This is a genomic window from Flavobacterium kochi, from assembly GCF_048286715.1.
In the GTDB taxonomy this organism is placed as follows: domain Bacteria; phylum Bacteroidota; class Bacteroidia; order Flavobacteriales; family Flavobacteriaceae; genus Flavobacterium.
Genome location: NZ_JBLVPW010000011.1, coordinates 96413 through 119476, shown reverse-complemented (window position 1 = coordinate 119476; position 23064 = coordinate 96413). Strand labels below are relative to the sequence as shown.

24 protein-coding genes and 1 tRNA gene are annotated in these 23064 nt (G+C 34.5%); 12 read left to right on the top strand and 13 right to left on the bottom strand.

Annotated elements, in window-relative coordinates; genetic code table 11:
• Window positions 1–118: 118 nt before the first annotated feature.
• Window positions 119–334, bottom strand: coding sequence for a winged helix-turn-helix transcriptional regulator (locus ACNQGH_RS11675; RefSeq protein WP_417956186.1), 216 nt, complete (start codon window positions 332–334; stop codon window positions 119–121).
• A 142-nt stretch (window positions 335–476) separates the two neighbouring features.
• Here ACNQGH_RS11675 and ACNQGH_RS11670 point away from each other — a divergent pair, with 142 nt between their 5' ends.
• From ACNQGH_RS11670 to ACNQGH_RS11650, 5 genes are all read left to right on the top strand, one after another.
• The gene (locus ACNQGH_RS11670) at window positions 477–950 is read left to right on the top strand and encodes a (2Fe-2S)-binding protein (RefSeq protein WP_416849983.1); all 474 of its coding nucleotides are present in this window, start codon (window positions 477–479) and stop codon (window positions 948–950) included.
• Between the two features lie 265 nt (window positions 951–1215).
• Window positions 1216–1656 (top strand): c-type cytochrome, encoded by a 441-nt coding sequence (locus ACNQGH_RS11665; protein WP_417956185.1) that lies wholly within the window; start codon window positions 1216–1218, stop codon window positions 1654–1656.
• Between the two features lie 33 nt (window positions 1657–1689).
• The gene (locus ACNQGH_RS11660) at window positions 1690–3852 is read left to right on the top strand and encodes a xanthine dehydrogenase family protein molybdopterin-binding subunit (protein ID WP_417956184.1); all 2163 of its coding nucleotides are present in this window, start codon (window positions 1690–1692) and stop codon (window positions 3850–3852) included.
• Between the two features lie 61 nt (window positions 3853–3913).
• On the top strand, window positions 3914–5035 hold the full coding sequence (locus ACNQGH_RS11655) for an XdhC family protein (protein WP_417956183.1): 1122 nt from the start codon (window positions 3914–3916) through the stop codon (window positions 5033–5035).
• A gap of 100 nt (window positions 5036–5135) precedes the next feature.
• Window positions 5136–5735 carry a nucleotidyltransferase family protein gene (locus tag ACNQGH_RS11650; protein ID WP_417956182.1) on the top strand — a complete coding sequence of 200 codons (600 nt, stop codon included), beginning with the start codon at window positions 5136–5138 and terminating at the stop codon, window positions 5733–5735.
• Between the two features lie 243 nt (window positions 5736–5978).
• Here the strand turns inward: ACNQGH_RS11650 and ACNQGH_RS11645 are convergent, their stop codons facing one another.
• Entirely contained in the window at window positions 5979–7121 is a 1143-nt protein-coding gene (locus ACNQGH_RS11645; RefSeq protein ID WP_417956181.1) for a cysteine desulfurase family protein, read from the bottom strand.
• 125 nt (window positions 7122–7246) lie between these two features.
• Here ACNQGH_RS11645 and ACNQGH_RS11640 point away from each other — a divergent pair, with 125 nt between their 5' ends.
• Window positions 7247–7390 (top strand): hypothetical protein, encoded by a 144-nt coding sequence (locus ACNQGH_RS11640; RefSeq protein WP_417956180.1) that lies wholly within the window; start codon window positions 7247–7249, stop codon window positions 7388–7390.
• Between the two features lie 344 nt (window positions 7391–7734).
• Here the strand turns inward: ACNQGH_RS11640 and ACNQGH_RS11635 are convergent.
• Window positions 7735–7808, bottom strand: a tRNA-Arg gene (locus tag ACNQGH_RS11635).
• A 70-nt stretch (window positions 7809–7878) separates the two neighbouring features.
• Between ACNQGH_RS11635 and ACNQGH_RS11630 the strand changes: the two genes are divergently transcribed.
• Window positions 7879–8391, top strand: a complete 513-nt coding sequence (locus ACNQGH_RS11630; RefSeq protein WP_417956179.1) for an adenine phosphoribosyltransferase — start codon at window positions 7879–7881, stop codon at window positions 8389–8391.
• Here the strand turns inward: ACNQGH_RS11630 and ACNQGH_RS11625 are convergent.
• The 4 genes from ACNQGH_RS11625 to ACNQGH_RS11610 form a co-directional block, all read right to left on the bottom strand.
• Entirely contained in the window at window positions 8388–8528 is a 141-nt protein-coding gene (locus ACNQGH_RS11625; protein WP_417956178.1) for an SsrA-binding protein, read from the bottom strand. The two genes, ACNQGH_RS11630 and ACNQGH_RS11625, sit on opposite strands and share 4 nt — an antisense overlap.
• 81 nt (window positions 8529–8609) lie before the next feature.
• Window positions 8610–10319: a M56 family metallopeptidase gene (locus ACNQGH_RS11620; RefSeq protein ID WP_417956177.1), complete on the bottom strand. Its 1710-nt coding sequence runs from the start codon at window positions 10317–10319 to the stop codon at window positions 8610–8612.
• Window positions 10320–10383: 64 nt separating this feature from the next.
• Window positions 10384–10752 carry a BlaI/MecI/CopY family transcriptional regulator gene (locus tag ACNQGH_RS11615; RefSeq protein ID WP_417956176.1) on the bottom strand — a complete coding sequence of 123 codons (369 nt, stop codon included), beginning with the start codon at window positions 10750–10752 and terminating at the stop codon, window positions 10384–10386.
• 270 nt (window positions 10753–11022) lie between these two features.
• Window positions 11023–12237, bottom strand: a complete 1215-nt coding sequence (locus ACNQGH_RS11610) for an MDR family MFS transporter (RefSeq protein ID WP_417956175.1) — start codon at window positions 12235–12237, stop codon at window positions 11023–11025.
• Window positions 12238–12333: 96 nt separating this feature from the next.
• On the opposite strand from ACNQGH_RS11610, the gene ACNQGH_RS11605 reads away from it, so the two are divergent.
• From ACNQGH_RS11605 to ACNQGH_RS11585, 5 genes are all read left to right on the top strand, one after another.
• A complete protein-coding gene (locus ACNQGH_RS11605) occupies window positions 12334–12936 on the top strand; it encodes a DUF1684 domain-containing protein (protein WP_417956174.1) in 603 nt (200 codons plus the stop codon).
• Window positions 12936–13598 carry a TatD family hydrolase gene (locus tag ACNQGH_RS11600; protein WP_417956173.1) on the top strand — a complete coding sequence of 221 codons (663 nt, stop codon included), beginning with the start codon at window positions 12936–12938 and terminating at the stop codon, window positions 13596–13598. The genes ACNQGH_RS11605 and ACNQGH_RS11600 overlap by 1 nt, the downstream gene beginning before the upstream one ends.
• Window positions 13599–13695: 97 nt before the next feature.
• A complete protein-coding gene (locus ACNQGH_RS11595; protein WP_417956172.1) occupies window positions 13696–14412 on the top strand; it encodes a tRNA threonylcarbamoyladenosine dehydratase in 717 nt (238 codons plus the stop codon).
• A 50-nt stretch (window positions 14413–14462) separates the two neighbouring features.
• The gene (locus tag ACNQGH_RS11590) at window positions 14463–15137 is read left to right on the top strand and encodes an HAD family hydrolase (RefSeq protein ID WP_417956171.1); all 675 of its coding nucleotides are present in this window, start codon (window positions 14463–14465) and stop codon (window positions 15135–15137) included.
• A gap of 50 nt (window positions 15138–15187) precedes the next feature.
• The gene (locus ACNQGH_RS11585) at window positions 15188–16033 is read left to right on the top strand and encodes a DUF2911 domain-containing protein (protein ID WP_417956170.1); all 846 of its coding nucleotides are present in this window, start codon (window positions 15188–15190) and stop codon (window positions 16031–16033) included.
• Between the two features lie 66 nt (window positions 16034–16099).
• Here ACNQGH_RS11585 and ACNQGH_RS11580 read toward each other — a convergent pair whose 3' ends face one another.
• The 6 genes from ACNQGH_RS11580 to ACNQGH_RS11555 all read right to left on the bottom strand — a co-directional run bounded on the left by ACNQGH_RS11580 (window position 16100) and on the right by ACNQGH_RS11555 (window position 22961).
• Window positions 16100–17827, bottom strand: a complete 1728-nt coding sequence (locus ACNQGH_RS11580) for a sodium:solute symporter family protein (RefSeq protein ID WP_417956169.1) — start codon at window positions 17825–17827, stop codon at window positions 16100–16102.
• A gap of 122 nt (window positions 17828–17949) precedes the next feature.
• Window positions 17950–20481: a PIG-L family deacetylase gene (locus tag ACNQGH_RS11575; protein ID WP_417956168.1), complete on the bottom strand. Its 2532-nt coding sequence runs from the start codon at window positions 20479–20481 to the stop codon at window positions 17950–17952.
• A 160-nt stretch (window positions 20482–20641) separates the two neighbouring features.
• Entirely contained in the window at window positions 20642–21202 is a 561-nt protein-coding gene (locus ACNQGH_RS11570) for a hypothetical protein (protein WP_417956167.1), read from the bottom strand.
• Between the two features lie 180 nt (window positions 21203–21382).
• Entirely contained in the window at window positions 21383–21535 is a 153-nt protein-coding gene (locus ACNQGH_RS11565) for a hypothetical protein (protein ID WP_417956166.1), read from the bottom strand.
• Between the two features lie 409 nt (window positions 21536–21944).
• Complete coding sequence (locus ACNQGH_RS11560; RefSeq protein ID WP_417956165.1) at window positions 21945–22475, bottom strand: hypothetical protein; 531 nt, start codon at window positions 22473–22475, stop codon at window positions 21945–21947.
• A 168-nt stretch (window positions 22476–22643) separates the two neighbouring features.
• On the bottom strand, window positions 22644–22961 hold the full coding sequence (locus ACNQGH_RS11555; RefSeq protein ID WP_417956164.1) for a hypothetical protein: 318 nt from the start codon (window positions 22959–22961) through the stop codon (window positions 22644–22646).
• Window positions 22962–23064 lie beyond the last annotated feature (103 nt).

Here is a 23064-nt window from a genome sequence, read left to right as displayed (position 1 = left end):
ATTAGATTTTTTTAAAGAATTTGATTCATAAGCTTCAAATCTTGAAGTAAAAGTTTAGAATTTTGTCTTATGAGATTTGAAACTTGGCAATTAATAATAATGGTTCGTGCTGTCCGTATTAACGAATTGAAGTTTCATTTTCCAATTGCTTTTTTCCCCATTCATGTACATGCTCTATAAGCGGTATTAATTCCAGACTTGTGTCACTAAGTGAATATTCTACTTTTGATGGAACCTTGTGATACATTTTCCGGATGATTAATTTATCATCTTCCGGTTCTCTTAGGGATTTGGTGAGCATTTTAGTTGTAATACATGGCAGCGTCCAAGCCATTTTCACTCTTTATGTTTGATTATCTTAACTAATAGTTTGAATTCAGTAATTTTCTATACATCAGTTGGATTAATTTTATAAATTAAAACTTATTCTAAGTTATTTATATTTAATTTTGAGTAAACGATAAATTAATTTAAAAATGATTAAATTAAATGTAAACAATAAATCCTATGATTGTGATATTAGTAATGACATGCCGCTGCTTTGGGCTTTACGTGATATTCTTCAATTAACAGGTACAAAATATGGGTGTGGTGTGGCGCAATGTGGTGCCTGTGTTGTACATCTTGATGGAGAAGCTGTGCGTTCTTGTGTTACGAAAGTCAGCCGAGCTGAAGGTAAAAAGATTACTACAATCGAAGGATTATCCTTAAATAATGACCATCCTTTACAACAGGCATGGCAGAATATAGACGTTCCGCAGTGTGGTTATTGTCATTCAGGACAAATAATGTCGGCAGCAGTACTACTTCGAGAAAATAAGAACCCTACCGATGAAGATATAGATAACGCAATGTCAGGTAATATTTGCCGTTGTGGGACGTATCCTAGAATTCGAAAAGCGATACACATAGCGGCCGAAATACAACGCAATTCTGAAAACAAATCCTAGTAGTAGATAATAAAGATTATAAATTCATACAACTTTTGAATAATTCACTATAATGAAAAATTGGTATTCACAAAAGATGACAAATATTGTTAGAAATAGAGCTGTAATAATTGCTCCTTTGTTCTTAATGCTGCTTTCAATATTCGCATTTAGTTTTAGTAAAAGATACTATTCGAATGATGCATACACAACCATTCCAAAATCAATTGTAAAGAAGGATAGTTTAGTCTCTGTAAAAGCTTTTGAAAAAGTTTATTCTGTACTTATGAGTCCAAGGTGTGTCAATTGCCATCCGATAGGAGATATTCCGCTTCAGGGTGATGACAGTCATATTCATAAGATGTTTCCAAAAAGAGGAGTAGACGGTAAGGGGCTTTATGCCATGAAGTGTGCTAATTGTCATCAGCTAGAGAATACATCTGGACCACATGCACCTCCAGGAAACCCAGACTGGCATTTGCCTCCAGCTAATATGAAAATGATTTTTGAGGGAAGATCTGCTCATGATCTTGCCAAGCAGCTTGTAGATCGAAAACAAAATGGGAATAAAAGTATGAAGCAACTTCTAGCTCACGCTGATGATGGACTAGTACTCTCGGGATGGAAACAAGCAGAAGGACATTCAGAGCCTCCACTGAGTCACAGCGAATTTAAGAAAGCTTGGATTATCTGGATTAAAAACGGTGCCTATGCACCAGCTAAATAACAATGAAAGTTACACTCAAATACTGAAAAAATCATGTCAGAATCAAATATACTTCCAAATCTGTCACGAAGAGGTTTTCTTAAATTAGCTGGTATAGGAGGAACCGCCTTCTATCTAGGTATTTTTAGTAGTGAAGGTGCTTCAGCAAGTATAGTAAATCCAGAATTTGCTGCACTCAATAAAGTAGAGTTGAATGCTTGGATCATTATTGAGGAAAGTGGAAAAGTAACTTTGGTAGATCATCGTGCAGAGATGGGACAAGGTTCCTATCACTCAGTACCTCAGATTATTGCAGAAGAGCTTGAAGTTGATTTAAAAGATATTAATGTAATATTTGCTCAGGGAAGTAAAAAATATGGTGGTCAGATAACCGGTGGTAGCTCTACAATACGAGGTTCTTATAAAAATCTTTTGAAGCTTAGTGCCACTGCCAGAGAAATGCTAATAACTGCAGCAGCTGATGTTTGGTCTGTTTCGGCGACGGAATGTTTCGCGCAATCAGGTCACATCATTCATAAACCATCAGGAAAGAGTTTACATTATGGAGAGCTGGCTGAGAAAGCATCTAAACTGCCTACTCCTAAAGATGTAAAACTAAAAAAGCGTTCAGACTATAAGCTTATTGGTAAAGGTATTCGCCGTATTGATACGAAGTTAAAAACCAATGGAGCAGCCATATTCGGTCTTGATAAAAGGATTGATGGGATGCTTTTTGCTGCGGTGGAACGTAATCCAAGACTAAGAGGAAAGTTAGTCAGTTATGATGATTCACAAACTTTAAAAATTGCGGGCGTTAAAAAAGTATTTAAGATACAAATGCAAGTTCATAACACTTTGAGAGATGGGATTGCTGTTGTAGCAGATAACAGCTGGGCTGCTTTACAAGGTAAAAAAGCACTTAGAGTTGTTTGGGATGATAGCGGATTTGAACATTTAAGTTCTCCAGAAATAGCTAAACGAAAGTTAGAATTACTGCAAAAAGAAGAAGGACTGATTTTTAAAAAAGAAGGAGATCCTAATAAAATTATTGGTTCAGCTGTAAAAAAATTAGATGTAGTTTATGAAACGCCTTACCAATCGCATTATGCAATGGAACCGATAAATTGCATAGCGCATTATCAAGGAAATAAAATTGAAATTTGGGGTCCCTTACAGGCACCAGATTGGATGCAAGATAGTGTAAGCAAAAGTTTCGGATTGCCTTTAGAGTCAGTAATAGTGAATATGACCTTTTTAGGTGGTGGATTTGGAAGAAAAGCATTTGCAGACTTTTGTCATGAAGCCGTTGTAATCTCAAAAGAGATAAATGGGCCAGTGCAGGTAGTTTGGTCGAGAGAAGATGATGCAACGCAGGGACCTTTTAGACCAGGAATTTCTTATAGAGGAGAAGGGGTAATAGAAAATGGTGAAATTGCTGCAATTAAATTCCGAATGGCAGGGCAAAACATCGATCACTGGATGTCTGAAAAAAGAGGAAAACCTAACGGAAGTACTACAGAAGGTTTTTTAGCTCCTTATTTTGAATCGATTAAAAATATAAGTTTTTCTGATATTCCGTTTGAAATACCTATACCAGTACTTTGGTGGAGGTCTGTTTACGCATCTACTAATGGTTTTGCTTATGAGAGTTTTATGGATGAAATGGCCCAAGAAGCAGGAAAAGATCCGTTAGATTTTAGAAGAAAATATTTAAAAGAAGAGCGCCTTCAAAAGCTTATTGATAAGTTAGAAGAAGTTTCAGGATGGAAGTCTAGAAAGAAAAATGAAGGTTTTGGAGTAGCCATAACAGAATGTTTTGACAGCACTGTTGGGCAGATTGTAAAAGTTTCTGCAAAGCAAGGCGGCGGTGTAAAAATAGATAAGGTATGGGCAGTAATGGATTGTGGTTGGTATGTAAACCCAGATATTATTCAAGCCCAAATAGAAGGTTCCATAATTATGGGACTCGGAGCATCAGTATTTCATGAGATGACCTTTATCGATGGGATGGCAGATAAAAAGAATTTTTACGAATACAACATGCCACGTATATATGATATGCCTGAAATGGAAGTACATATAATTGAAAATGATGCCGACGCGGGAGGAGTAGGTGAGCCTGCTTTGCCTCCATTTGCACCAGCACTGACCAATGCAATTTTTGATTTGACAGGAAAAAGAATTAGAAAACTTCCTTTTAATTTGGATGAAGTATAGTTCAATTATTATAAAATATACTTTACAGAATTGTGTTTTATTATAGGAAATCGGTTTGTACATGAAAGAAATCAAAGATATACTTAGAGCCTATTTTTTAGCTACCAAAGCAGGAAAAAAAACTGCTCTTGCAACTGTAGTAAAGGTTGAAGGCTCTTCATACAGACAACCTGGAGCACGAATGCTTGTAAGTGAAGATGGCGAATTAACGGGTGCTATTAGCGGCGGTTGCCTTGAAGGTGATGCCTTGCGAAAAGCATTACTTGCCATCAATCAGCAACAAAACAAGCTTGTTGTTTATGACACTAGTAATGAGGATGATATTGAATTTGGTGTGCAACTTGGTTGTAATGGTATAGTGCATATTCTTTTTGAATATATAGATTCTGCTAAAAATAATAACCTCATACAACTTTTACAACAGTTAGAAAAAGAAAGAAAAGATGCCGTTATTATAACACTGTTTTCTCAAAATAGAAATTCGCTTCAACCTGGAACCGTTTTGTTTGACAGAGCTAGTACAATATTAAAGGCGAATAATCCTTACGCGATATTATCATCCTACAGTAAGGAAGTATTAGAAAATAAGACTTCAATAATAAAAAAAGTTGAGTTTAAAAATGCTTCTTATGAAGCATTAATAGAATATATTGCTCCACCAATATCTTTAGTAATATGTGGAGCTGGCAACGATGTAAAACCACTTATAGAAATGACTTCACTTTTAGGATGGGAAACTATTGTGGTTGATGGTCGTGCGACTCATGCTACAGCCGTAAGGTTTCCAAAGGCTACTGCTGTTTCTATTGCAAAACCAGAAGAAGTGTTAAACAACGTATCTGTAGATGATGGAAAATTCTTTGTATTGATGACCCATAACTACAAATATGATTTGGCTATGCTTAAATTTTTAGTACAAACAGATTGTGTCTACATAGGAATTCTTGGACCTAAAACAAAGCTTAATCGTATGCTTTCCGACTTAAAAGACAATGGTATTGTGCTAACGGAAAAACAACTTAATCGTATTTACGGACCTGTTGGGTTGGATATTGGCGCAGAAACATCTGAAGAAATTGCACTTTCTATAGTATCAGAAATTAAAGCAGTCATAGGTGGTAAAGAGGGGTTATCATTAAAATATAAAAAAGAAAAAATACACCCTGCAACAATGGTAGTTTAAAAGAGTAAATATGATTCAGGATACTTTCGTCGTGTGCACGATTATTTGCGAATATCGCTTAGTATAGAAAACCGAAGCATGATAACTATTAGTGGATAATATGGAACAAACATGTGGTATTATAATTCTGGCTGCTGGTAATTCTTCGAGATTAGGAAAACCTAAGCAATTATTACAATATAATGGTGATACTTTGCTGCGGAAAACACTACTGCAGGCAAATTTGTTACTCAATACTTTTGTACTAGTTGTGACAGGTGCTTATAAAGTAGTTATAGAGAAAGAGCTTGATTTACTTGAGGTTCAAGTTGTTAATAATCCGAATTGGGAAATGGGTATGGCTTCATCAATTTCAATTGGACTAGATAGATTATGTATGCTGAAACCAAATTTAAATTTTTGCATTTTTACCGTATGTGATCAGCCCTATGTCACGGCGGGAGTTTTTGAGGATTTGATTGAGCAGCACAATAAAACAGGAAAGGGCATTGTGGCCTCGGAATATGCAGATACATTAGGTACGCCAGTATTATTTAGCAGTCGCTATTTTGATGAACTTTTAAACCTTAAAGGCAATGAAGGAGCTAAAAAAATGCTTCAGTACTATAAAGAAGATGTTTCATCTGTAATTTTCGAAAAAGGAGCTGTAGATATCGATACTTTAGACGATTATAATAACCTTATTGATCAAATATCATAGCTTTAAATAAGTATTATTTGGAAAATAGAAGCTGTATTTACCAGTCGCTTATGAATAGAAGGCGGAAAAGGAAATCTTATTTTTACAAGAGATATGCTATACAAAGTTGCTATTGTTATTAAAAATAATGAGGTCAAGAAACTTTGTTTTAGTATTACCATTTTCATGTGTTTAAAAAAAGGAAAAAAACTAGAGGATTCATTTACCTACGGGTTTTTTATTAGGACATGAAAGCCTAGCTCATTAACGATTATCCTGTCTTAGGTTTGCAACAAGTTTGGTTACTTTTTTAATGACAATATTGATTTCTTTCTTTGTGGTAAATTTACCCAAGCTAAAACGTATAGAACTCAACGCATCTGCATCAGACAACCCCAGTTCTTTTAAAACGTATGATGGTTCAGTTGTTACAGAAGAACAAGTAGAACCGCTCGAAACAGCAATATTTTGCAAACCAATTATTAGTCTTTCAGAATTTGCTCCAGGAAAACAAATATTGGTTGTGTTATATAATCTATCTTCAATACTTCCATTTACAAAAGCATTTTCAATTTTTAAAAGTTCATTCTCTAGAAGGTTTCTTAAAACAGTAATTTGAATTCTATTACCGTCCATTTCTAATGATGCTATTTCGCAGGCTTTTCCCAGTCCTACAATTCCTGGGACATTGAGCGTGCCGCTACGCATTTTACGTTCTTGTCCGCCACCGTGTATCTGCGAGTCTAATTTTATTTTGGCTGCTTCCGAAACATACAATGCACCAATTCCTTTTGGGCCATAAAATTTATGCGCAGAAATAGGCATCATATCAATGCCTAATTCAGAAACATTAATAGGTAATTTACCAACTGCCTGCGTTGCGTCAGTCATGAATATTACACCTTTAGACTTAGCAAGTTTACCTATTTTTTTTAATGGTTGTAAGACTCCAGTTTCGTTATTGGCTAGCATAATACAAATTACTAATGTATCAATTCTTATTGCTGCTTCTAGCGTATCTAAATTTATGCGGCCATCTTTATTTATATTTAGATAAGTAACATCAAAACCACAACTTTCCATAAAACTGCAGGTTTCTAATACAGCCTTATGCTCGGTTACCACTGTAATTATGTGCTTTTTCTTATGATGTATTAATCCTTTAAAGGCTAAATTTATCGCTTCAGTAGCACCAGAAGTAAAAGTAATTTCTTTCGGTTTTGCATTGATTAAATCTGCAACTTGATCTCTGGAAAAATCAACTACTTCACCTACGGATAAACCGAACAGGTGTTCACTTGAAGCATTAGCATAATTCTCTGTAAAATAAGGCAGCATAGTTTGTAAGACACGATTGTCAAGTTGAGTCGTAGCATTATTATCAAGATATATTATAGATTCTTTCATTGTCATTGTTAGTTAAACTTTTTGTAGTCAAAACGCAGAGGTAAAGTTAAGCTTCATTCTTTTAATTAATTTATTAAATGTAGCAGTAATTGTTTTTATTATTTATAATTTCATTTTGTTATTAAATGGAATTATATGCTTCATTGATTTTGGAATCTTATAGGAGTAATACAAATGCAGCTAAAGATGAAAAATGGGAATTATTGACACAGATTAATAATTATGAAAAGAGATTGTCTATTGCCAGGGAACTTCTTGTAACCACATAGATCGATGCAGACGATTATCAAAAGATGAAAATGGAGTATGACAAATTTTAAACCGTTTAAAAATCCAGCTAAACAATATCTCAGATGACAAACAAAGTATTGAAAGCCTATTAAATATGGTGATCGAGAGATTAATACAGCTTAATTTTGCTTATATAAATACTAATTTATCTGAGGGAAGAGAGATAATTTGTTTAAATGATCCCGAAAATTTCACTTTTCGAAATAATCATTTATAAACCGCTCGAGTCAATGAAATTGCCAGTCGTATTTATTTAATTAACATAAATTAAAGAGCAAAAAAAACGGGACAAAAGAAGATTTTTCTTCCTTGCCCCGTAGAGTGACCTTGACTGGATTCAAACCAGTAACCTCTTGAGCCGTAATCAAGTGCGCTATTCAGTTGCGCCACAAGGCCTTTATGCGGGTGCAAATATAGGTATAATTGTGTAATTTGCAAGTCAAAATTTATAAAAAAATAAAAAAATATGCCACTAAAGAATTACATACGTGATATTCAGGGTTTTCCAAAAGAAGGAATTTTGTTTAAAGACATTACTCCTTTATTAATTAATCCAAAAGCGAGGAATAAATGTCTGGCAATATTGGTTTCAACACTTAAATATAAAAAAATAGACAAGGTGATAGGAGTGGAGAGTCGAGGATTTTTCTTTGGGGTGCTCATTGCACAAGAATTAAATGTTGGTTTCATTCCGGTTAGAAAAGCCAAAAAACTGCCCTATAAAACCATTTCAGCAACGTATGATTCAGAATATGGAACGGATACTTTGGAAATTCACATTGATGCGATTCAAAAAGGAGACAGGATTCTAATTCACGATGATGTTTTGGCAACCGGCGGAACGGCAAAAGCAGTATGTGAACTGGTAGAAAGATTAGGTGGCGAAATTGTGCAATGCAATTTCCTGATGGAACTGGTTTTCCTAAATGGAAGGGCAAAAATTAAAAGAAACGAGATTTTTGCCGCAATAACGTATTAGTTTAGGGCTCTTGTAGTTACATAATAGCGATAGCCAATTAGTGCCATTTGCCACTTTTTGGCTTTGGCCAAATCCAATCTCTGTTTGGTAAAACTGGGTAAAATAATTTTATTTATTTTGGCTAGGATTTTAAACATAGATAATTTTTTTTCAAAGATATAAAAAAAGACGGTCGATGAATGGAGACCGTCTTCAATGTTTTTTTGGAAATATTTAAATTAATTAGTACGTTTTTCCATAGCGTCTCTGTACTTTTCCATTGCATCTTCGTATTTGGCCATTTCTTTTTCAAATATTTTTTCGCGTTTAGCCATTACTTCTTCAACTTCTTTTTCATAGGCACTCATATCTGGCTCGAATGATTCCATCTTTTTTTCAAATTCCGCCATTTTTTTTTCAAATTCCGCCATTGCTTTTTTATCTTTTACATTTGATGGATGAGCTGGCGGAGTAGGTAATTTTGACATATCCGGAAGCGGAGGTACCGGCATCGGTCCTTCAGGAAATTTTGGAGGAGATGGAGGAGTGGGAATATCCTGATCATTGAAAGTTTGCGTATTGGATTTAGTAACTATTTTAATTGTTTTTTCTACATCCACGCTTTCAATTTGATCGGGATCCAATTTATCAGTATCATTTTGACTTCCTTTGGTGCCATAAATTACTATTTCTTTTCCTGTCATTGGCTCGCCAGGAGAAACGATACTGATTGCATTATTCATTCCGTCATTCATTTTATCCTCTGCTGCGAAATCTATTGCTAACATTCCTTTTGCATTTTTTGAAACCACAATTCCAAAAGTTTTTATAGCTTCAGTTCCTTGCGTTTTCATAACTTCGGAAATTTCTTTTCCTTTTTTTAATTCAACTGTTATAGCAATTAGTTCATTGTCGGAGTTTCTTTTTACTTTAGAGAAAGTAGCTGTGATGCCATAATTATTTTTTATAATCGACGCTTTTTCATCTAATTCTTTATCTGTAGTGTTTTTATTTATTTTGTAAATATCTACAGTATTGGGATCTGTTTTTTTGTTTTCAATTTCTTGAATTTTGGCAATTTTCTCTTGCGCAATGGTTTTAATTTGAAATAAAAACACAAATGCTGCTAATAACGGAAGCACTAAAGCATACTTCCAGGAATTCCTTTTTTTTGATTGATTTTTGTTTAACATAACGATTCGTTTTTTGATTAATGATTGATAAAAATGATTGGTGATGGCAACACAATTCTCGCGTGTTGTTATCTTTAAAAGCGTGATTTGATAGGCTTTTTTGTCGGATATTTTCTTAGTGGCTTCATGGTCTGCAATGAATTCAAGGTTTTGCAGAATCGCTTTTTTATACAGCCAAATGAATGGATTGAACCAAAACACAATACAAAACAATCTCGAAATCAATACATCAATGGTGTGATTTTGCTCACTATGCACTTTTTCATGTTCTAAAATATTTTCTAGTTCAGAAGCTGTGTACAAGGAAGAATTATAAACGATGGTGTTGAAATAAGAAAATGGCGCCACATTTTCTGCAACATCTAAAAATTTAAAATCGGCTTGTTGCTGAACGGATTTTCCTCTTAGAACACTATTCAAACTATAAAAATCAACAACAAATTTGATAAATAAAAGCAGTATTCCGATTCCGTAGGCAAGAGCCGTAAGAATTGGGAAATAATCTTCGAACGTTTTTTCGGGTGTATAATTTGCAACAGGAATGGAAGACCAATTGATGGGGGGTGTAGCCGCTTCTACCCAAATTATTTTTGTAATAAAAACAAAAGGTAAAAGGACAGCAGTACCTAATCCAGCCAATAAAAACCAACGATTACTGCTGAAAAAGGTTTCTTTTCGCAGCGTAAAAAAATAGGCTAAATAAAATAGGACAATTAGTCCACTGGATTTGATGAGATAACTAAACAGTGTTTCCATACTATGTATTTATGCTAGTTTACTATTTCTTTTTGGCTGTTGTAAAACTTCTTTTTATAAAGAACTATTTTTCTTCTTTTCGATTTTCAATCATGGTCAGAATCTCTCGTAATTCAGCTGCGGAAATCTTCTCTTCTTTAGCAAAAAAGGAGACCATGTTTTTATATGAACTATTAAAATAATTATCGATTGCCGTATTCATAAAACGCTTTCTATACTCTTCTAAACTGACAATAGGGTAGTATTGATGGGTATTCCCAAAGGCATTATGAGAAACAAACCCTTTCTCCTCCAGATTACGTACAATTGTGGAAAGGGTATTGTAGTGCGGTTGCTCTTCGGTAATTTCTGCCATGACTTCTTTTACAAAAGCTTTTTTGAGCTTCCATAAAATGTGCATGATTTCTTCTTCTTTGTTGGTTAACTTTTGCATGTTTATTTTATTTGAATCAAACTTACAACTATATTTATAGTTACGCAACTATAAATATAGTTATTTAACTAATTTTTTAGTTTTTAGCTTATTTTGACTTGCAGGCGCTAACCAGTCTGATTGCAGATTTTTTGATTGTTTAGAGCATGAAAGAAAGCAGCGGGATACTATAGTAGCGTAAATAGCCCTATTAACATGATATAAAGGGGCAGTATAAACGTGATTATACTGCCCCTTTTACTTGGTTGCGCCCAAGGAATTACAATAGCATTAGTTTTGTTCTATTTGAACAAGTTTTTGCAACCAAATGCAACCTAGCACGGAAAGAAGACCTAAGGAGCCCATGAAAAACCAATTGGTCTGGTAGCCAAAATGACCAATGAGTTCAAACCCAGTCTTGGAACTGGCAATATGAGCCAAACTAAAACTCATCGTGAACAAAGCCATGTAGCGCCCTTCATGACCTTTTGGTGCCCTGCTTAGTGCAAAAGAATTGGAAAAAGGAAAGATGAACATTTCCCCAAAAGTGATGATGATGATGCTAATTACTAATACCCCTGCCCAGGTATTACTCAATAAGAGATAAAAACTAATGGACATGAGAACGCAACCCCAAAGAATAATTTTGAGTCTGTCAATACTTTTTCTTTGGCTGAAACTCACAATGGGCATTTCCAAAAAGAATATTAATAGCCCATTCAGGGATAATAGAAGTCCGCTTTGAAATTCCGTAAGTCCAAATTTCTCATTGTGATACAATGGTAAAGTCGTAAAAAGCTGGAAAAACAGCATGGCTGTGGCAAAACACACAAACAAGAAAATCCAAAATATTTTGTCTTTAAAAACGGAAGTAATTACAAGCGATTCATGATCATGGATCTCAATTTTGACTGCTTTTTTCTCCTTAACTAATACTGCAAAAATTAAAATGGAAACAATACAAGAGCTTCCGTCTACCCAAAAAAGGCCACTGTATCCCAAATTCATGATGATTAAACCTCCTAAAGCGGGTCCGGCAGTAAAACCTAAATTAACCGCTAACCGCACTAAAGTCAAGGCTCTGGTGCGATTTTCAGGTTTCGCATACGTTCCAAGGGAAACAAACATGGCGGGACGAAACATGTCAGCCACAGTCATGATAACAAACATTCCAATACACAATCCCCAAAAAGTACGGATGTATTGAACCATGAATAATAAGATTCCACTGGTAAATAAACTGAAAACCATGATTTTATAAAACCCAATTTTATCAGATAATTTGCCACCCAGCCAGGAACCCAACATGGATCCGAAACCAAAAGCAACCATAATCCATCCTACTTGAGCGTAGGAAAAGTGTAAATCTTCTTTCAAATATTTGGATAAAAAAGGCAAAACCATCGTGCCGGCGCGATTGATAAAGGTAATCAGGGTAAGAATCCATACTTCTCTTGTGAATCCTCTAAAATTATTGATATAACGTTGGAAAACGGTTTGGATCATATATAAAGCTCTAATTTTGTAAAGGTAGAAAACTTTCTAGCGTTGCGTCTTTGTACCATTGTAACTTTTAAACTATTTTTGCTTAAAATTATATAAATGAGAACGCTATTAGTTTTGTTTTTTTTAGTGCAGTTTAATTTTGGCATTGGCCAGGAGCAATTCAGTGCCTCGGTTGTTGAGAAATTTCAAAAGGATTTAAATGCAGAATATGCAGATGCCAAAACCAGTCCTTTGACAACAGAAGATTTGGCTGTATTTAAAGCATTGGATTTTTATCCTGCTAATAAAAAGTTTTTTGTGACAGCCAAATTTGTCAGAACAAAAAAAGAAAAACCATTTGAGATGAAAACCTCGACGGACAGAAAACCCTTGTATGTAAAATACGGAGAAGTTTTTTTTACGATCGAAGGAAAAGAGTTTAAACTGAATGTGTATAAGAACATTGAACTTTCGAAAAAAGCATCCTATAAGGACTATTTGTTTTTGCCATTTTCTGATTTAACCTCAGGGAATGAAAGTTATATAGGTGGAAAATATATCGATTTGAGAATACCAAAAGGCGATACGATCAGCATTGATTTTAATACTTCGTACAATCCATATTGTGCTTATAACCATAAATATTCCTGTCCCAAAGTACCTTTGGAAAACGATTTGAATATCAAAATAAAAGCAGGAGTTAAAAAATTTCACGACTAATGCAGTTCTTTAACTTACATACCCATAAATATACTAATGAGCCTGATGTGCTGGAATTAGTCAATCAATATCCATGGGAATTTGATGCAATGATTCCATTTTATTCTATAGGAATTCATCCTTGGTTTATTGATGAAAAGCGTCTTGAATCTGACTTAGAAATAATCGAAAGCAAATTACAAGAATCGAATTGTCTTGCTGCGGGCGAATGCGGACTGGACAAACGGATAGCAATCCCAATGGAATTGCAACAATTGGTTTTCGAAAAGCAATTGCTTTTGGCGCAAAAATATCAAAAACCAGTTGTGATTCATTGCGTTGCGGCTTTTCAGGAATTGATTGCAATTAAAAAAAAATTAAACATTTCGGTTCCGATATTAATTCATGGGTTTTCCAAAAGCGAACAGTTGGCGAAACAGTTATTGGATAATGGATTTTATATTTCGTTTGGAAAATATTTATTGCAAAATCCAGAATTGGAAACGGTTTTTAAAAACATGCCCGATGATCGATTTTTCTTGGAAACCGATACCGTTGAAGAAAATTTAGCAACCGTTTATGCTTTGGCTGCAAAATACAAGAAGATGACGATGGAAGCGATTCAAAAACAGCTAAACAAGAATTTTGTAGCGGTTTTTAAGGTTGAAATGGAATTAATTTAAGAATACAGCGTAACGATTTTTGACCCTAGCGATAGCAAACGGGTAAAATATTTTGGCTTTTTGAGCATAGCAAACTATAAACAATAAACTAAAGAAAATGGCAGAGTGGACAGAAAGAGCCGAACTTTTATTTAAAAAAGAAGGTTTAAATAAATTGCAAAATGCAAATGTATTAGTAGTGGGGCTCGGTGGAGTAGGATCTTTTGCTGCCGAATTTTTGGCGCGGGCAGGAGTGGGAAAAATGACAATTGTAGATGGCGATGTAGTTGATATTACTAATATAAACAGACAATTACCTGCTTTACATTCTTCTGTGGGACAACCAAAAGTTACGGTTGTAGGTGACCGATTAATGGATATTAATCCAGAATTAAAATTGACACGCGTACAGGAATTCCTTTCGCCGGAGCGCGCTTTCGAGATTGTTTCGGAGGACTTCGATTATGTTTTGGATTGTATAGACAGTGTGACTCCAAAATTGAATCTGATTATTGCAGCCAAAAGAAAAAGAGTGAAAATCATTAGCAGTATGGGTGCTGGCGGAAAGATGGAAGCTTCTAAAGTAAAAGTGACCGATATTACCAATACCGTAAATTGTTTCTTCGCAAAAACAATCAGAAGACGATTAAAAGAAGTGAAAATTGACAAATTAAAAGTGGTATTTTCTTCTGAAATTCAAGATGAATCAAGTTTGAAAATGACTGATGGTTCTAATTTTAAAAAATCATTTTACGGCACAAACAGTTATATGCCAGGATTATTTGGCTTATATGCTGCCGAAACAGTAATTCGATATTTACTTAAAAAAGAGTAATCAGATTTAAGAGACTGAAAACTCATCACAACTAATTTATAACTTATACAATGATACAAACAGTAATTTTCGACATGGATGGTGTAATTGTCGATACAGAACCAGTGCACCGTTATGCTTATTTCAAACAATTTGATGAATTGAACATTGCAGTCACTGAAGAATTATATACTTCATTTACAGGAAATTCCACTCGGAATATATTTCAGAAATTGAAAGAAAAATTTAATCTTGAGCAAGATGTTGAAGATTTAATTTTAAGAAAAAGATCCATTTTTAACGATGCTTTCGATAACAAAGAAGATTTGGAATTACTAGAAGGTGTTGAAAAATTAATAAAAGAATTACACGAAAACGGAATACAATTGATTTTGGCTTCGTCAGCTTCAAAAGTTACTATTGAACGTGTTTTTCGCCGCTTTAAACTGCATGGATATTTTACCCATGTTGTCAGTGGGGAAGACTTTCCTAAATCAAAACCCCATCCCGCCATTTTTGAGCATGCTGCGAGTTTATCTGTTGCTCCAAAAGAAAACTGCATTGTGATTGAAGATAGTACCAATGGGATTAAAGCGTCAAAAGCTGCGGGTATTTTTTGTGTGGGTTACAATAGCGTTCATTCAAAAGACCAGGATTTATCGGAAGCGGACCTAGTAATCAATCATTTCAATGAATTAGGTTTTGATGAAGTAAAAAACATTGATTCCAAATTAAGTAATAATTAACATTTAAGAATACCTGAATTTGTAAATTTGGAAAACATAAAAACGATACTATGAAAAACATTCTAATTGCATTTGCTATTATTATTGCAAATTTTACCATTGAGGCACAGGTGAAAACACCACAGTCTAGCCCTAAAGCTACTGTTATACAAGCAGTGGGTTTGACAGATGTAGAGATTAATTATTCAAGACCAAGTGCAAGAGGAAGAGCAGTTTTTGGTAATTTGGTTCCTTTTGGAAAAGTATGGAGAACCGGAGCAAATGAAAACACAACTATATCATTTAGTGATGATGTAGTTATTGATGGTAAAACGTTAAAAAAAGGAAAATATGCCTTGTACACCATTCCAAAAATTGAAAGTTGGGATATCATATTTTATTCAACAACTGATAACTGGGGTAATCCAGCGGAGTGGAATGAAGCTAATGTAGCACTTAAAGCTACCGTTAAACCGGAAACATTATCTAAAAATGTAGAAACATTTACTATAGGAATCAGTGATTTAGACAATAATTTTGCTTTTTTAGAAATGTACTGGGAAAATTCGTATGCCGCTGTAAAATTTGAAGTGCCTACTGAGAAAAAAGCAATGGCTAACATAGAAAAAGTTTTGGCTGGCCCGGCTGCCGGAGATTATTTCGCTGCAGCACAATATTTATATCAGGCAAATGGAGATATAGCTACAGCAAGAGCATATGTAGATAAAGCATTAGAATTGAACCAGGATAAACCCTTCTTTTATTTCCGTTTAAAATCTTTGATTCAAGCCAAACAAGGGGATAAAAAAGGAGCTATTGAAACCGCTAAATTATCACTTGCAGCAGCAGAAATTGCTAAAAACCAAGACTATGTGAAAATGAATAAAGACAGCATAGCAGAGTGGAGTAAAAAATAATTCTTCTTATTATTTTATGAAAAAAAATCCCGTCCTGATTTATTATCGAGACGGGATTTTTTTTAGCTAATCAATAATTAAGTCTTTTTGCTTTCTAAAAATGGTCCATTGCAAGAATAAAGAAATTACAATAGTTAAAATTGCTCCAATGAAATTGAGCCATAAATAGCCCAGTTTTTCATCCCCGCTTGGGTAAATGTAAATGGCGAAATAATAGATCACGAAAATGGTTAATTGACTAAAAATGGCGCTGCTGAAAATAGCTTTGGCATGTACCTTTTTGATATAGAAACCAACCAGGAAAATCCCTAAAACGGTACCGTAAAATATAGATCCGATAATATTTACCAATTGGATTAAATTTTCGAATAACGTTCCTACACAAGCAAAAAGAATGGCAATAATTCCCCAAACCAGCGTAAAAAACTTCGTGGCATTGAGATAATGTTTTTCTGATTTTTCTTCTTTTAGATTGCGTTTGTAAATATCTATTGCCGTTGTCGATGCCAATGCATTCAATCCTGAAGCAGTGGATGACATTGCTGCAGAAATAATCACAGCAAGTAATAAACCAATAAGTCCTTTGGGTAAATAATTAAGGATAAAGTGAAAAAACACATAATCTTTATCGTTGGTTTCACTGTGACTGTCGGCTCTAAGAATAATTTCTTTGGCACGATCCCTCAAATCTTTTTCTTTGCTGGATAATGCAATCAATTCTTTTCGAAGGATCGGATTGTCATAATCCTGATTAAGCTGATCGATATACAATAGATTAATTACTTTTTTATCTTCAGACAGTCCTTCCAGTTTTTTTTCTAAAACATGATATTCTCCTTTGTATTTGGATTTCTCAACGATTATTTTATTATTTGGATTAAAATTTAAAGGAACCGGATTGAATTGGAAAAAAACAAAAACCATGACTCCGGTAAGCAGAATAAAAAATTGCATTGGAACTTTTAAAAGGCCGTTCATAATCAATCCCATTTGGCTTTCGCGAACCGATTTTCCTGATAGATAGCGGCCCACCTGAGATTGATCAGTACCAAAATAAGCCAGTGCCAAGAAAAAGCCTCCTGTTATACCACTCCAAAAAGTATATTTTTCTTCTGGATCAGTTGAAAAACTAACAATATTCATTTTATCATTTGCACCAGCAATATGCAGGGCATTACTAAAAGTCATATCATTTGGCAAATAATGCAGGATAAGGAAGAAGGTGATTAACATTCCGGACATGATTACAAACATTTGCTGTTTTTGAGTCACATTTACAGCTTTCGTTCCTCCTGAAAAGGTATAAATGATTACCAAAACCCCGATGATAATATTCATTATAGTAAGGTTCCAGCCTAATATAGCTGACAAAATGATAGCCGGGGCATATATTGTCAGACCTGTTCCCAAACCTCTTTGAAACAAGAAGAGTAGGGCTGCAAGAGAACGTGTTTTTAAATCAAATCGTTTTTCGAGGTATTCATAAGCAGTATAGACTTTGTATTTGTGGTAAATTGGGATAAAGGTGACACAAATTACTACCATCGCAATAGGTAGTCCAAAGTAGAACTGCACAAATCCCATTCCGTCGTGATACGCCTGACCAGGGGTTGAAAGAAAAGTAATGGCGCTGGCTTGTGTAGCCATTACAGAAAGTCCAACCACATGCCAGGGCGTTTCGTTACCGCCGAGAATAAAGTCTTCTACATTTTTACTTCCTCTGGTTTTCCAGGCCCCGTAAATTACAATAAATAGTAATGTGGCTATAAGTACGACCCAATCAAATAGTTGCATAATTTAAGAGTATAATTCCATTATTAGATAAAAAATCAAGATATAAATAGCATTGGCTACGAGAACCCATGTATAGTTTTTTTTCCAAGTTTTTATTTTTTTTGTTTCCATTTTGGATTGTTTTAATTCTTGATTTTTTGAGCAGGAATCGTAACGGGTGATTTCAGCGAAATCATATTTGATAATAGTCTAAAAGCACCCGGAACTCCTTCAGGTAATTCTCTGAATAAACTAAGGCCGGTATAAATATAATATCCTTTTCCGTAGGGAGCGACTAATAAAGCACCATCTTTAGGTGTTTCCCCTTTATCATTTGATGACAAAATAGGAGTGAAGGCTTTGTCAAATACATTAGGATAATACAATCCTTGTTCCTGTTTCCAGCCTTCAAAATCTTTTGAGGTAATTTTATTTGGGAAATTCATTATAGGATGATTGGGCGCTAAAAACCGTACTTCAGCATTTTCTTCGGTAACTCTGTCGTGTGAGATTTTGAGCGGAAACGGAGCAATATTAGCTAAAGCAATATCATCCGAAGTGTTGTATTGTACCAGCATTGTCTTTCCTTCTTTTACAAAATCAAAAAGAATACTTTGCTTATTTGCCAATGTTTGAACCGTATTATAAGCTCGAACTCCGGTCATAACCACATCAAAATTAGCTAGTTTTTCGGGAGTTATTTCTTCAGGCTTTAATAGCGTTACTTTATATCCCATCTGCGTTAGGCTATTAGGAACTTCATCGCCGGCTCCCATGATATAACCAATTCGTTCCGCATTGGTTTTTAAATCCAGTTTGATAAATTTGGCCTCTGCCGGCTTTAAAACCTGTTGCCTGGTAATATGATTGTAATCGATGATAATTTGGTCTTTATCATAGCGCATGCCGTCGATGATAGCAATACTTTTCGCAACAGCATCGTCAGGTTGATTTGGCGGAGTTACCTCAAAATAAACGATTTGTTCCGTTCCTTTTTTTTCTAAATTAAAAGGAATTAGTTTTGGTGAAACAATCCAATTACCCGGTAATTCCAATTGTAAATTACCGTTCACTGCATCTTTTCCAGCTTTGATTTTTACTGCTACAGTTTTGTTTCTGTTGTCTTTAAAAAGGGCTACTTTATCCAGAATACTTGTGGTGATGTCAGGAACAATATCTAAATAATTATACATTTCTCCTTTCACGCCATCATTGTATTTATAGACAACGGTTCGTTCAAAAGGAATGTCGATTCCGTTGATTTGGATGTTAAAAACTACTTTAGTTTCCCGAATAATATCAGGTGTTCCAATATTTTTTTGGCCTTCCACCGTGTAGATCCCTTCATTTCCTCTTTCTTTTAACCAATAGGGTTGTGTGTATGCTATGGTTTTAGGCAATTGTAAATTAAGGGTTATGTTTTTTAAAATATTATTGTTTAAAGCTGTATTTTCAGGTGTGTTTTTTTGTTCCGGCATCGTGGTTACACTCATTAATTGCATTGGAACAGCACTTCTGTTTATGGCCTCGAGTTTTAGTTTTACAATGCTGCCAGGAGTTGCTTCCTGATTTTGGGCAACTGCTTCAAGATACAATCCGCAGCAAGCGGTAATAATTTCTTTTATGGCAGAAGATTTTAATGAGGTCCAGTGTTTCTCCTCCAATGCTTGCATCATGGTGTAGGCTTTGACCAAATTAGGGATGCTGGCCGAAGGATTTGAATAATCAAATTGAGAAGCGATTGTCGTTACTAATTCTCCGATAGGTTTACCGCCTTTTACCCGGTTCCAACTGGTGTCAATTCCTTCGAAAAGAGAAGATTTATTTTTTAATGCTTCCCCATTTATAAATTCTAAATATTCGGTTTCCTCACCACGGCTGCCGGTACTTCCAAAACCCTGTGACTGATGGCGGCTGCGACTTAAAGCTGCAATTTCCTGATTTGATTTCCCAATTGATGGGAAATAAGCGCCTATTTGCATCTCCATTAAATTTGATTTATCTGCGGTATCAAATTTTTCTTTGCTGCCATAAAACCACCATGAGGTATTAAAAAACTGGCGTTTGGGTTGCCAGGGCTGAACTAATTTTAATTGTTCCGGAAAAACGGTTGGATTATTGGCTAAATCAAAACTTTCTACACTTAGCATTGCCGATGCGGTATGATGACCGTGTGTGGTTCCGGGAGAGCGGTGATCAAACCGGTTGATGATCACATCGGGCTGAAATTTTCGAATAGCCCAAACAATATCAGAGAGTACTTTTTGTTTATCCCAAATTTCTAATGTTTCAGTTGGATTTTTAGAATATCCAAAATCATTGGCCCGTGAAAATAACTGTTCTCCACCGTCAATTTTTCTGGCTTCTATAAGTTCTTGAGTACGTATTACTCCTAATAATTCCCGCAATTGTGGGCCTATTAAATTTTGGCCGCCGTCGCCACGTGTTAATGATAAGTAACCAGTTCTTGCTTTAGTCTCATTTGATAAATAAGAAATCAAACGCGTATTTTCGTCATCGGGATGTGCAGCTACGTAAAGAACCGTACCTAAAAAGTTAAGCTTTTGAATTTGATTGTAAATTTCGACAGCATTTGGTTTTTGAGGTTGTTGAGCGATTGTTATTTGAAAACAAAAAAGAAATAGTACAATCGCCTGAAGGTGTTTTTTTTGCATTTTTTTTAATTTAATTTGCAATAGCTTCAAATGTAGGAATTAAATAATTTTTTCAGAAATGTTTTTGGTTTTCTTTAAAATAAAAAATTTTTAATAAAAAAAGAGAGAGCCAAAAATTGGTTCTCTCTTTTATAATTTACAAAATAATTATTTTTAGGTATTAATCTCTTCCATGCCCGTTTCCATTTCCGTTTCCTCTTCCATGTCCATTATTCCCATTACCTCGATTTTGGCTGTATCCATGATTATCATTTCCTCTATGGTTATCATATTCTCTATGGTTATCATATTCTCTTCGGTTATCATATTCTCTTCGGTTGTCGTTTCCTCTGTCATTATTTCTATAACCGATCGTTCTTTGCGCTCTGCCTTGGTAACCTCTGTAGTATCTGGTTCTATCGTTGTTAAAGTTTCTGTAAGGTCTTGAACCATGGTAATCATTCAATACTACTTTGTAACCACTGTACAAATCATAATTTCTGTATTGTCCTGGCAAATATCTTGATCGTATCCATCTTCCTCCACCAAAATAAATAAATTGAGTGGCTCTAATATCATAATAGGCTTCGACGTCCGGCAAATAATAATATTCGGCTTCTGCATATCCTACGGGACCCCAAGATGGTGGTGAACCTATGTTTAAACTTACTGAAACTTGTGCATGTATTGAACTAGATGCAAAAAGGATAATTCCTACGGCGATTAATTTTAATGTTCTCATTTTTCAAATATTTAATAGATTTATAATTTTATATTTACTCTTTATAGTAATACTTTTTTAGTAAAACCAACAACTGTGCCAATGTAAAATAATTAACATTTAAATAGAGATTTACTTTCGTTAACCCTAAAGAAAAGAGAAGCTTTTGGCCTCTCTTTTCTTTGTTTTTTCGAGTTTGGATTATATCAAAAGAATCAATAAAAGGATTACAATAATTATCGCTCCAACAGATAGATAAACACCGTTTCCAGTTGATCTTAACTCAGCATTAATAGCACGTACTTTTTTGCGAAGTGCCTTTTTTTCTGAGGATTTCATAGATGATTTGTCCATTGCTTTTATTTCATCCAAACGGGACAGCAACTTTTTGACATTTTCTGGGACTTCTTTCGTGCTGGCTGTTACTGTAATTGGATTTTTTTCAACAGCAATAATTGTGGTCGGAATAACAATACCATCATCATTAAATAAAAGGTAACTTTTTTCATCTTTGATCTGGTTTTTTGGTTAAACATTATTGTTGCTGTAAATGTAAGAAATAATTTACAATAAATTCAGGTTGAAAATCGGAACCATATTGCCCTAGATTTGAAAAAATTGAATATTGATTAATAGGAGGGCACTCCTATGAGAGTTGGAATAAAAGAAACCCTTTTAAATCATTTTATTCGTTTTTGCAAAAAAAAGAGAGCCTCAATTTTTATTTTTACTGAGCCTCCATTTTTATTATATGAATTAGTGCTTAATGTTTTCCATTTCCATGACCACCGTTTCCTTTTCCATTTCCTTTTTCATGACCGCCATTTCCACCACCCTGGTTGCCATTTCCGCCACCTTGGTAGCCGTGGTTGCCATTATCACCCCCCTTGTTTTTATATGCTTTATTATTGCCTTTTGAACCTATTGTTCTCTGGGGTGCACCGTGATACCCTTTGTAATATTTTACTTTATGATTTTTAAAGTAAGTGTAAGGTCTTGAACCGTGATAATCGTTTAATACTACTTTATATCCACTATACAGATCATAGTTTCTATACGGTCCAGGCAGATATCTTGAACGAGTCCATTGTCCTCCTCCAAAATAAATAAATTGTGAAGCTCTTATATCATAGTAGGCTTCTACATCTGGTAAATAATAATAGTCTACATTAGAATATCCTACAGGACCCCATAATGGTGGTGTACCAATGTTCACGTTAACTGAAACCTGAGCATGTATTGCACCTGATGCGAAAAGAATTATTCCTACGACGATTAATTTTAATGTTTTCATTTTTCAAAAATTTTAATTAATAATATTTAATAGTAACCCTATAGGTACTATTTCTTGTACAAATCCAACAATTATGCCATTTAATTTCTTTGTTATTTAACTGGATATTTTGTTTTCATAAAAAAAGAGAAATAATGGCTTCTCTTTAATTTTATTCTGGAAACCTGATTACAATAAAAGAATCAATAAAAGGATAATTATAATGATTGCTCCAACAGATAAATAAACGCCGTTTCCTGTTGATGCTAATTCAGATTTAATAGCACGAACTTCTTTACGAAGTGCTTTTTTCTCAGATGATTTCATTGAAGATTTATCCATTGCTTTTATTTCATCTAAACGAGAAAGTAAAACTTTAACTTCTTCAGGTACTTCTTTAGGATTGTTTGATACTGTAGTTGGATTTTTTTCAGCAGCAAAAGCTGTGGTGGGGATTACAGTTAATGACAATGCCATCATCATTAAATAAAAGGAAATTTTTTTCATTTTGTTTTTTTTAGTTACTGTTTTTCTATTAGTGTAAATATAAGACCAATCCCATGAAGTAACTTATAAAATTATAGTATAGAATTATATAATTCACACCTTG

Excerpts from the sequence above, each read along its gene's own strand:
- ACNQGH_RS11675 (WP_417956186.1), bottom strand. The coding sequence starts at position 334 with ATGGCTTGGACGCTGCCATGTATTACAACTAAAATGCTCACCAAATCC.
- ACNQGH_RS11670 (WP_416849983.1), top strand. The coding sequence starts at position 477 with ATGATTAAATTAAATGTAAACAATAAATCCTATGATTGTGATATTAGT.
- ACNQGH_RS11665 (WP_417956185.1), top strand. The coding sequence starts at position 1,216 with ATGAGTCCAAGGTGTGTCAATTGCCATCCGATAGGAGATATTCCGCTT.
- ACNQGH_RS11660 (WP_417956184.1), top strand. The coding sequence starts at position 1,690 with ATGTCAGAATCAAATATACTTCCAAATCTGTCACGAAGAGGTTTTCTT.
- ACNQGH_RS11655 (WP_417956183.1), top strand. The coding sequence starts at position 3,914 with ATGAAAGAAATCAAAGATATACTTAGAGCCTATTTTTTAGCTACCAAA.
- ACNQGH_RS11650 (WP_417956182.1), top strand. The coding sequence starts at position 5,136 with ATGGAACAAACATGTGGTATTATAATTCTGGCTGCTGGTAATTCTTCG.
- ACNQGH_RS11645 (WP_417956181.1), bottom strand. The coding sequence starts at position 7,121 with ATGAAAGAATCTATAATATATCTTGATAATAATGCTACGACTCAACTT.
- ACNQGH_RS11640 (WP_417956180.1), top strand. The coding sequence starts at position 7,247 with ATGGAATTATATGCTTCATTGATTTTGGAATCTTATAGGAGTAATACA.
- ACNQGH_RS11630 (WP_417956179.1), top strand. The coding sequence starts at position 7,879 with ATGCCACTAAAGAATTACATACGTGATATTCAGGGTTTTCCAAAAGAA.
- ACNQGH_RS11625 (WP_417956178.1), bottom strand. The coding sequence starts at position 8,528 with ATGTTTAAAATCCTAGCCAAAATAAATAAAATTATTTTACCCAGTTTT.
- ACNQGH_RS11620 (WP_417956177.1), bottom strand. The coding sequence starts at position 10,319 with ATGGAAACACTGTTTAGTTATCTCATCAAATCCAGTGGACTAATTGTC.
- ACNQGH_RS11615 (WP_417956176.1), bottom strand. The coding sequence starts at position 10,752 with ATGCAAAAGTTAACCAACAAAGAAGAAGAAATCATGCACATTTTATGG.
- ACNQGH_RS11610 (WP_417956175.1), bottom strand. The coding sequence starts at position 12,237 with ATGATCCAAACCGTTTTCCAACGTTATATCAATAATTTTAGAGGATTC.
- ACNQGH_RS11605 (WP_417956174.1), top strand. The coding sequence starts at position 12,334 with ATGAGAACGCTATTAGTTTTGTTTTTTTTAGTGCAGTTTAATTTTGGC.
- ACNQGH_RS11600 (WP_417956173.1), top strand. The coding sequence starts at position 12,936 with ATGCAGTTCTTTAACTTACATACCCATAAATATACTAATGAGCCTGAT.
- ACNQGH_RS11595 (WP_417956172.1), top strand. The coding sequence starts at position 13,696 with ATGGCAGAGTGGACAGAAAGAGCCGAACTTTTATTTAAAAAAGAAGGT.
- ACNQGH_RS11590 (WP_417956171.1), top strand. The coding sequence starts at position 14,463 with ATGATACAAACAGTAATTTTCGACATGGATGGTGTAATTGTCGATACA.
- ACNQGH_RS11585 (WP_417956170.1), top strand. The coding sequence starts at position 15,188 with ATGAAAAACATTCTAATTGCATTTGCTATTATTATTGCAAATTTTACC.
- ACNQGH_RS11580 (WP_417956169.1), bottom strand. The coding sequence starts at position 17,827 with ATGCAACTATTTGATTGGGTCGTACTTATAGCCACATTACTATTTATT.
- ACNQGH_RS11575 (WP_417956168.1), bottom strand. The coding sequence starts at position 20,481 with ATGCAAAAAAAACACCTTCAGGCGATTGTACTATTTCTTTTTTGTTTT.
- ACNQGH_RS11570 (WP_417956167.1), bottom strand. The coding sequence starts at position 21,202 with ATGAGAACATTAAAATTAATCGCCGTAGGAATTATCCTTTTTGCATCT.
- ACNQGH_RS11565 (WP_417956166.1), bottom strand. The coding sequence starts at position 21,535 with ATGGACAAATCATCTATGAAATCCTCAGAAAAAAAGGCACTTCGCAAA.
- ACNQGH_RS11560 (WP_417956165.1), bottom strand. The coding sequence starts at position 22,475 with ATGAAAACATTAAAATTAATCGTCGTAGGAATAATTCTTTTCGCATCA.
- ACNQGH_RS11555 (WP_417956164.1), bottom strand. The coding sequence starts at position 22,961 with ATGAAAAAAATTTCCTTTTATTTAATGATGATGGCATTGTCATTAACT.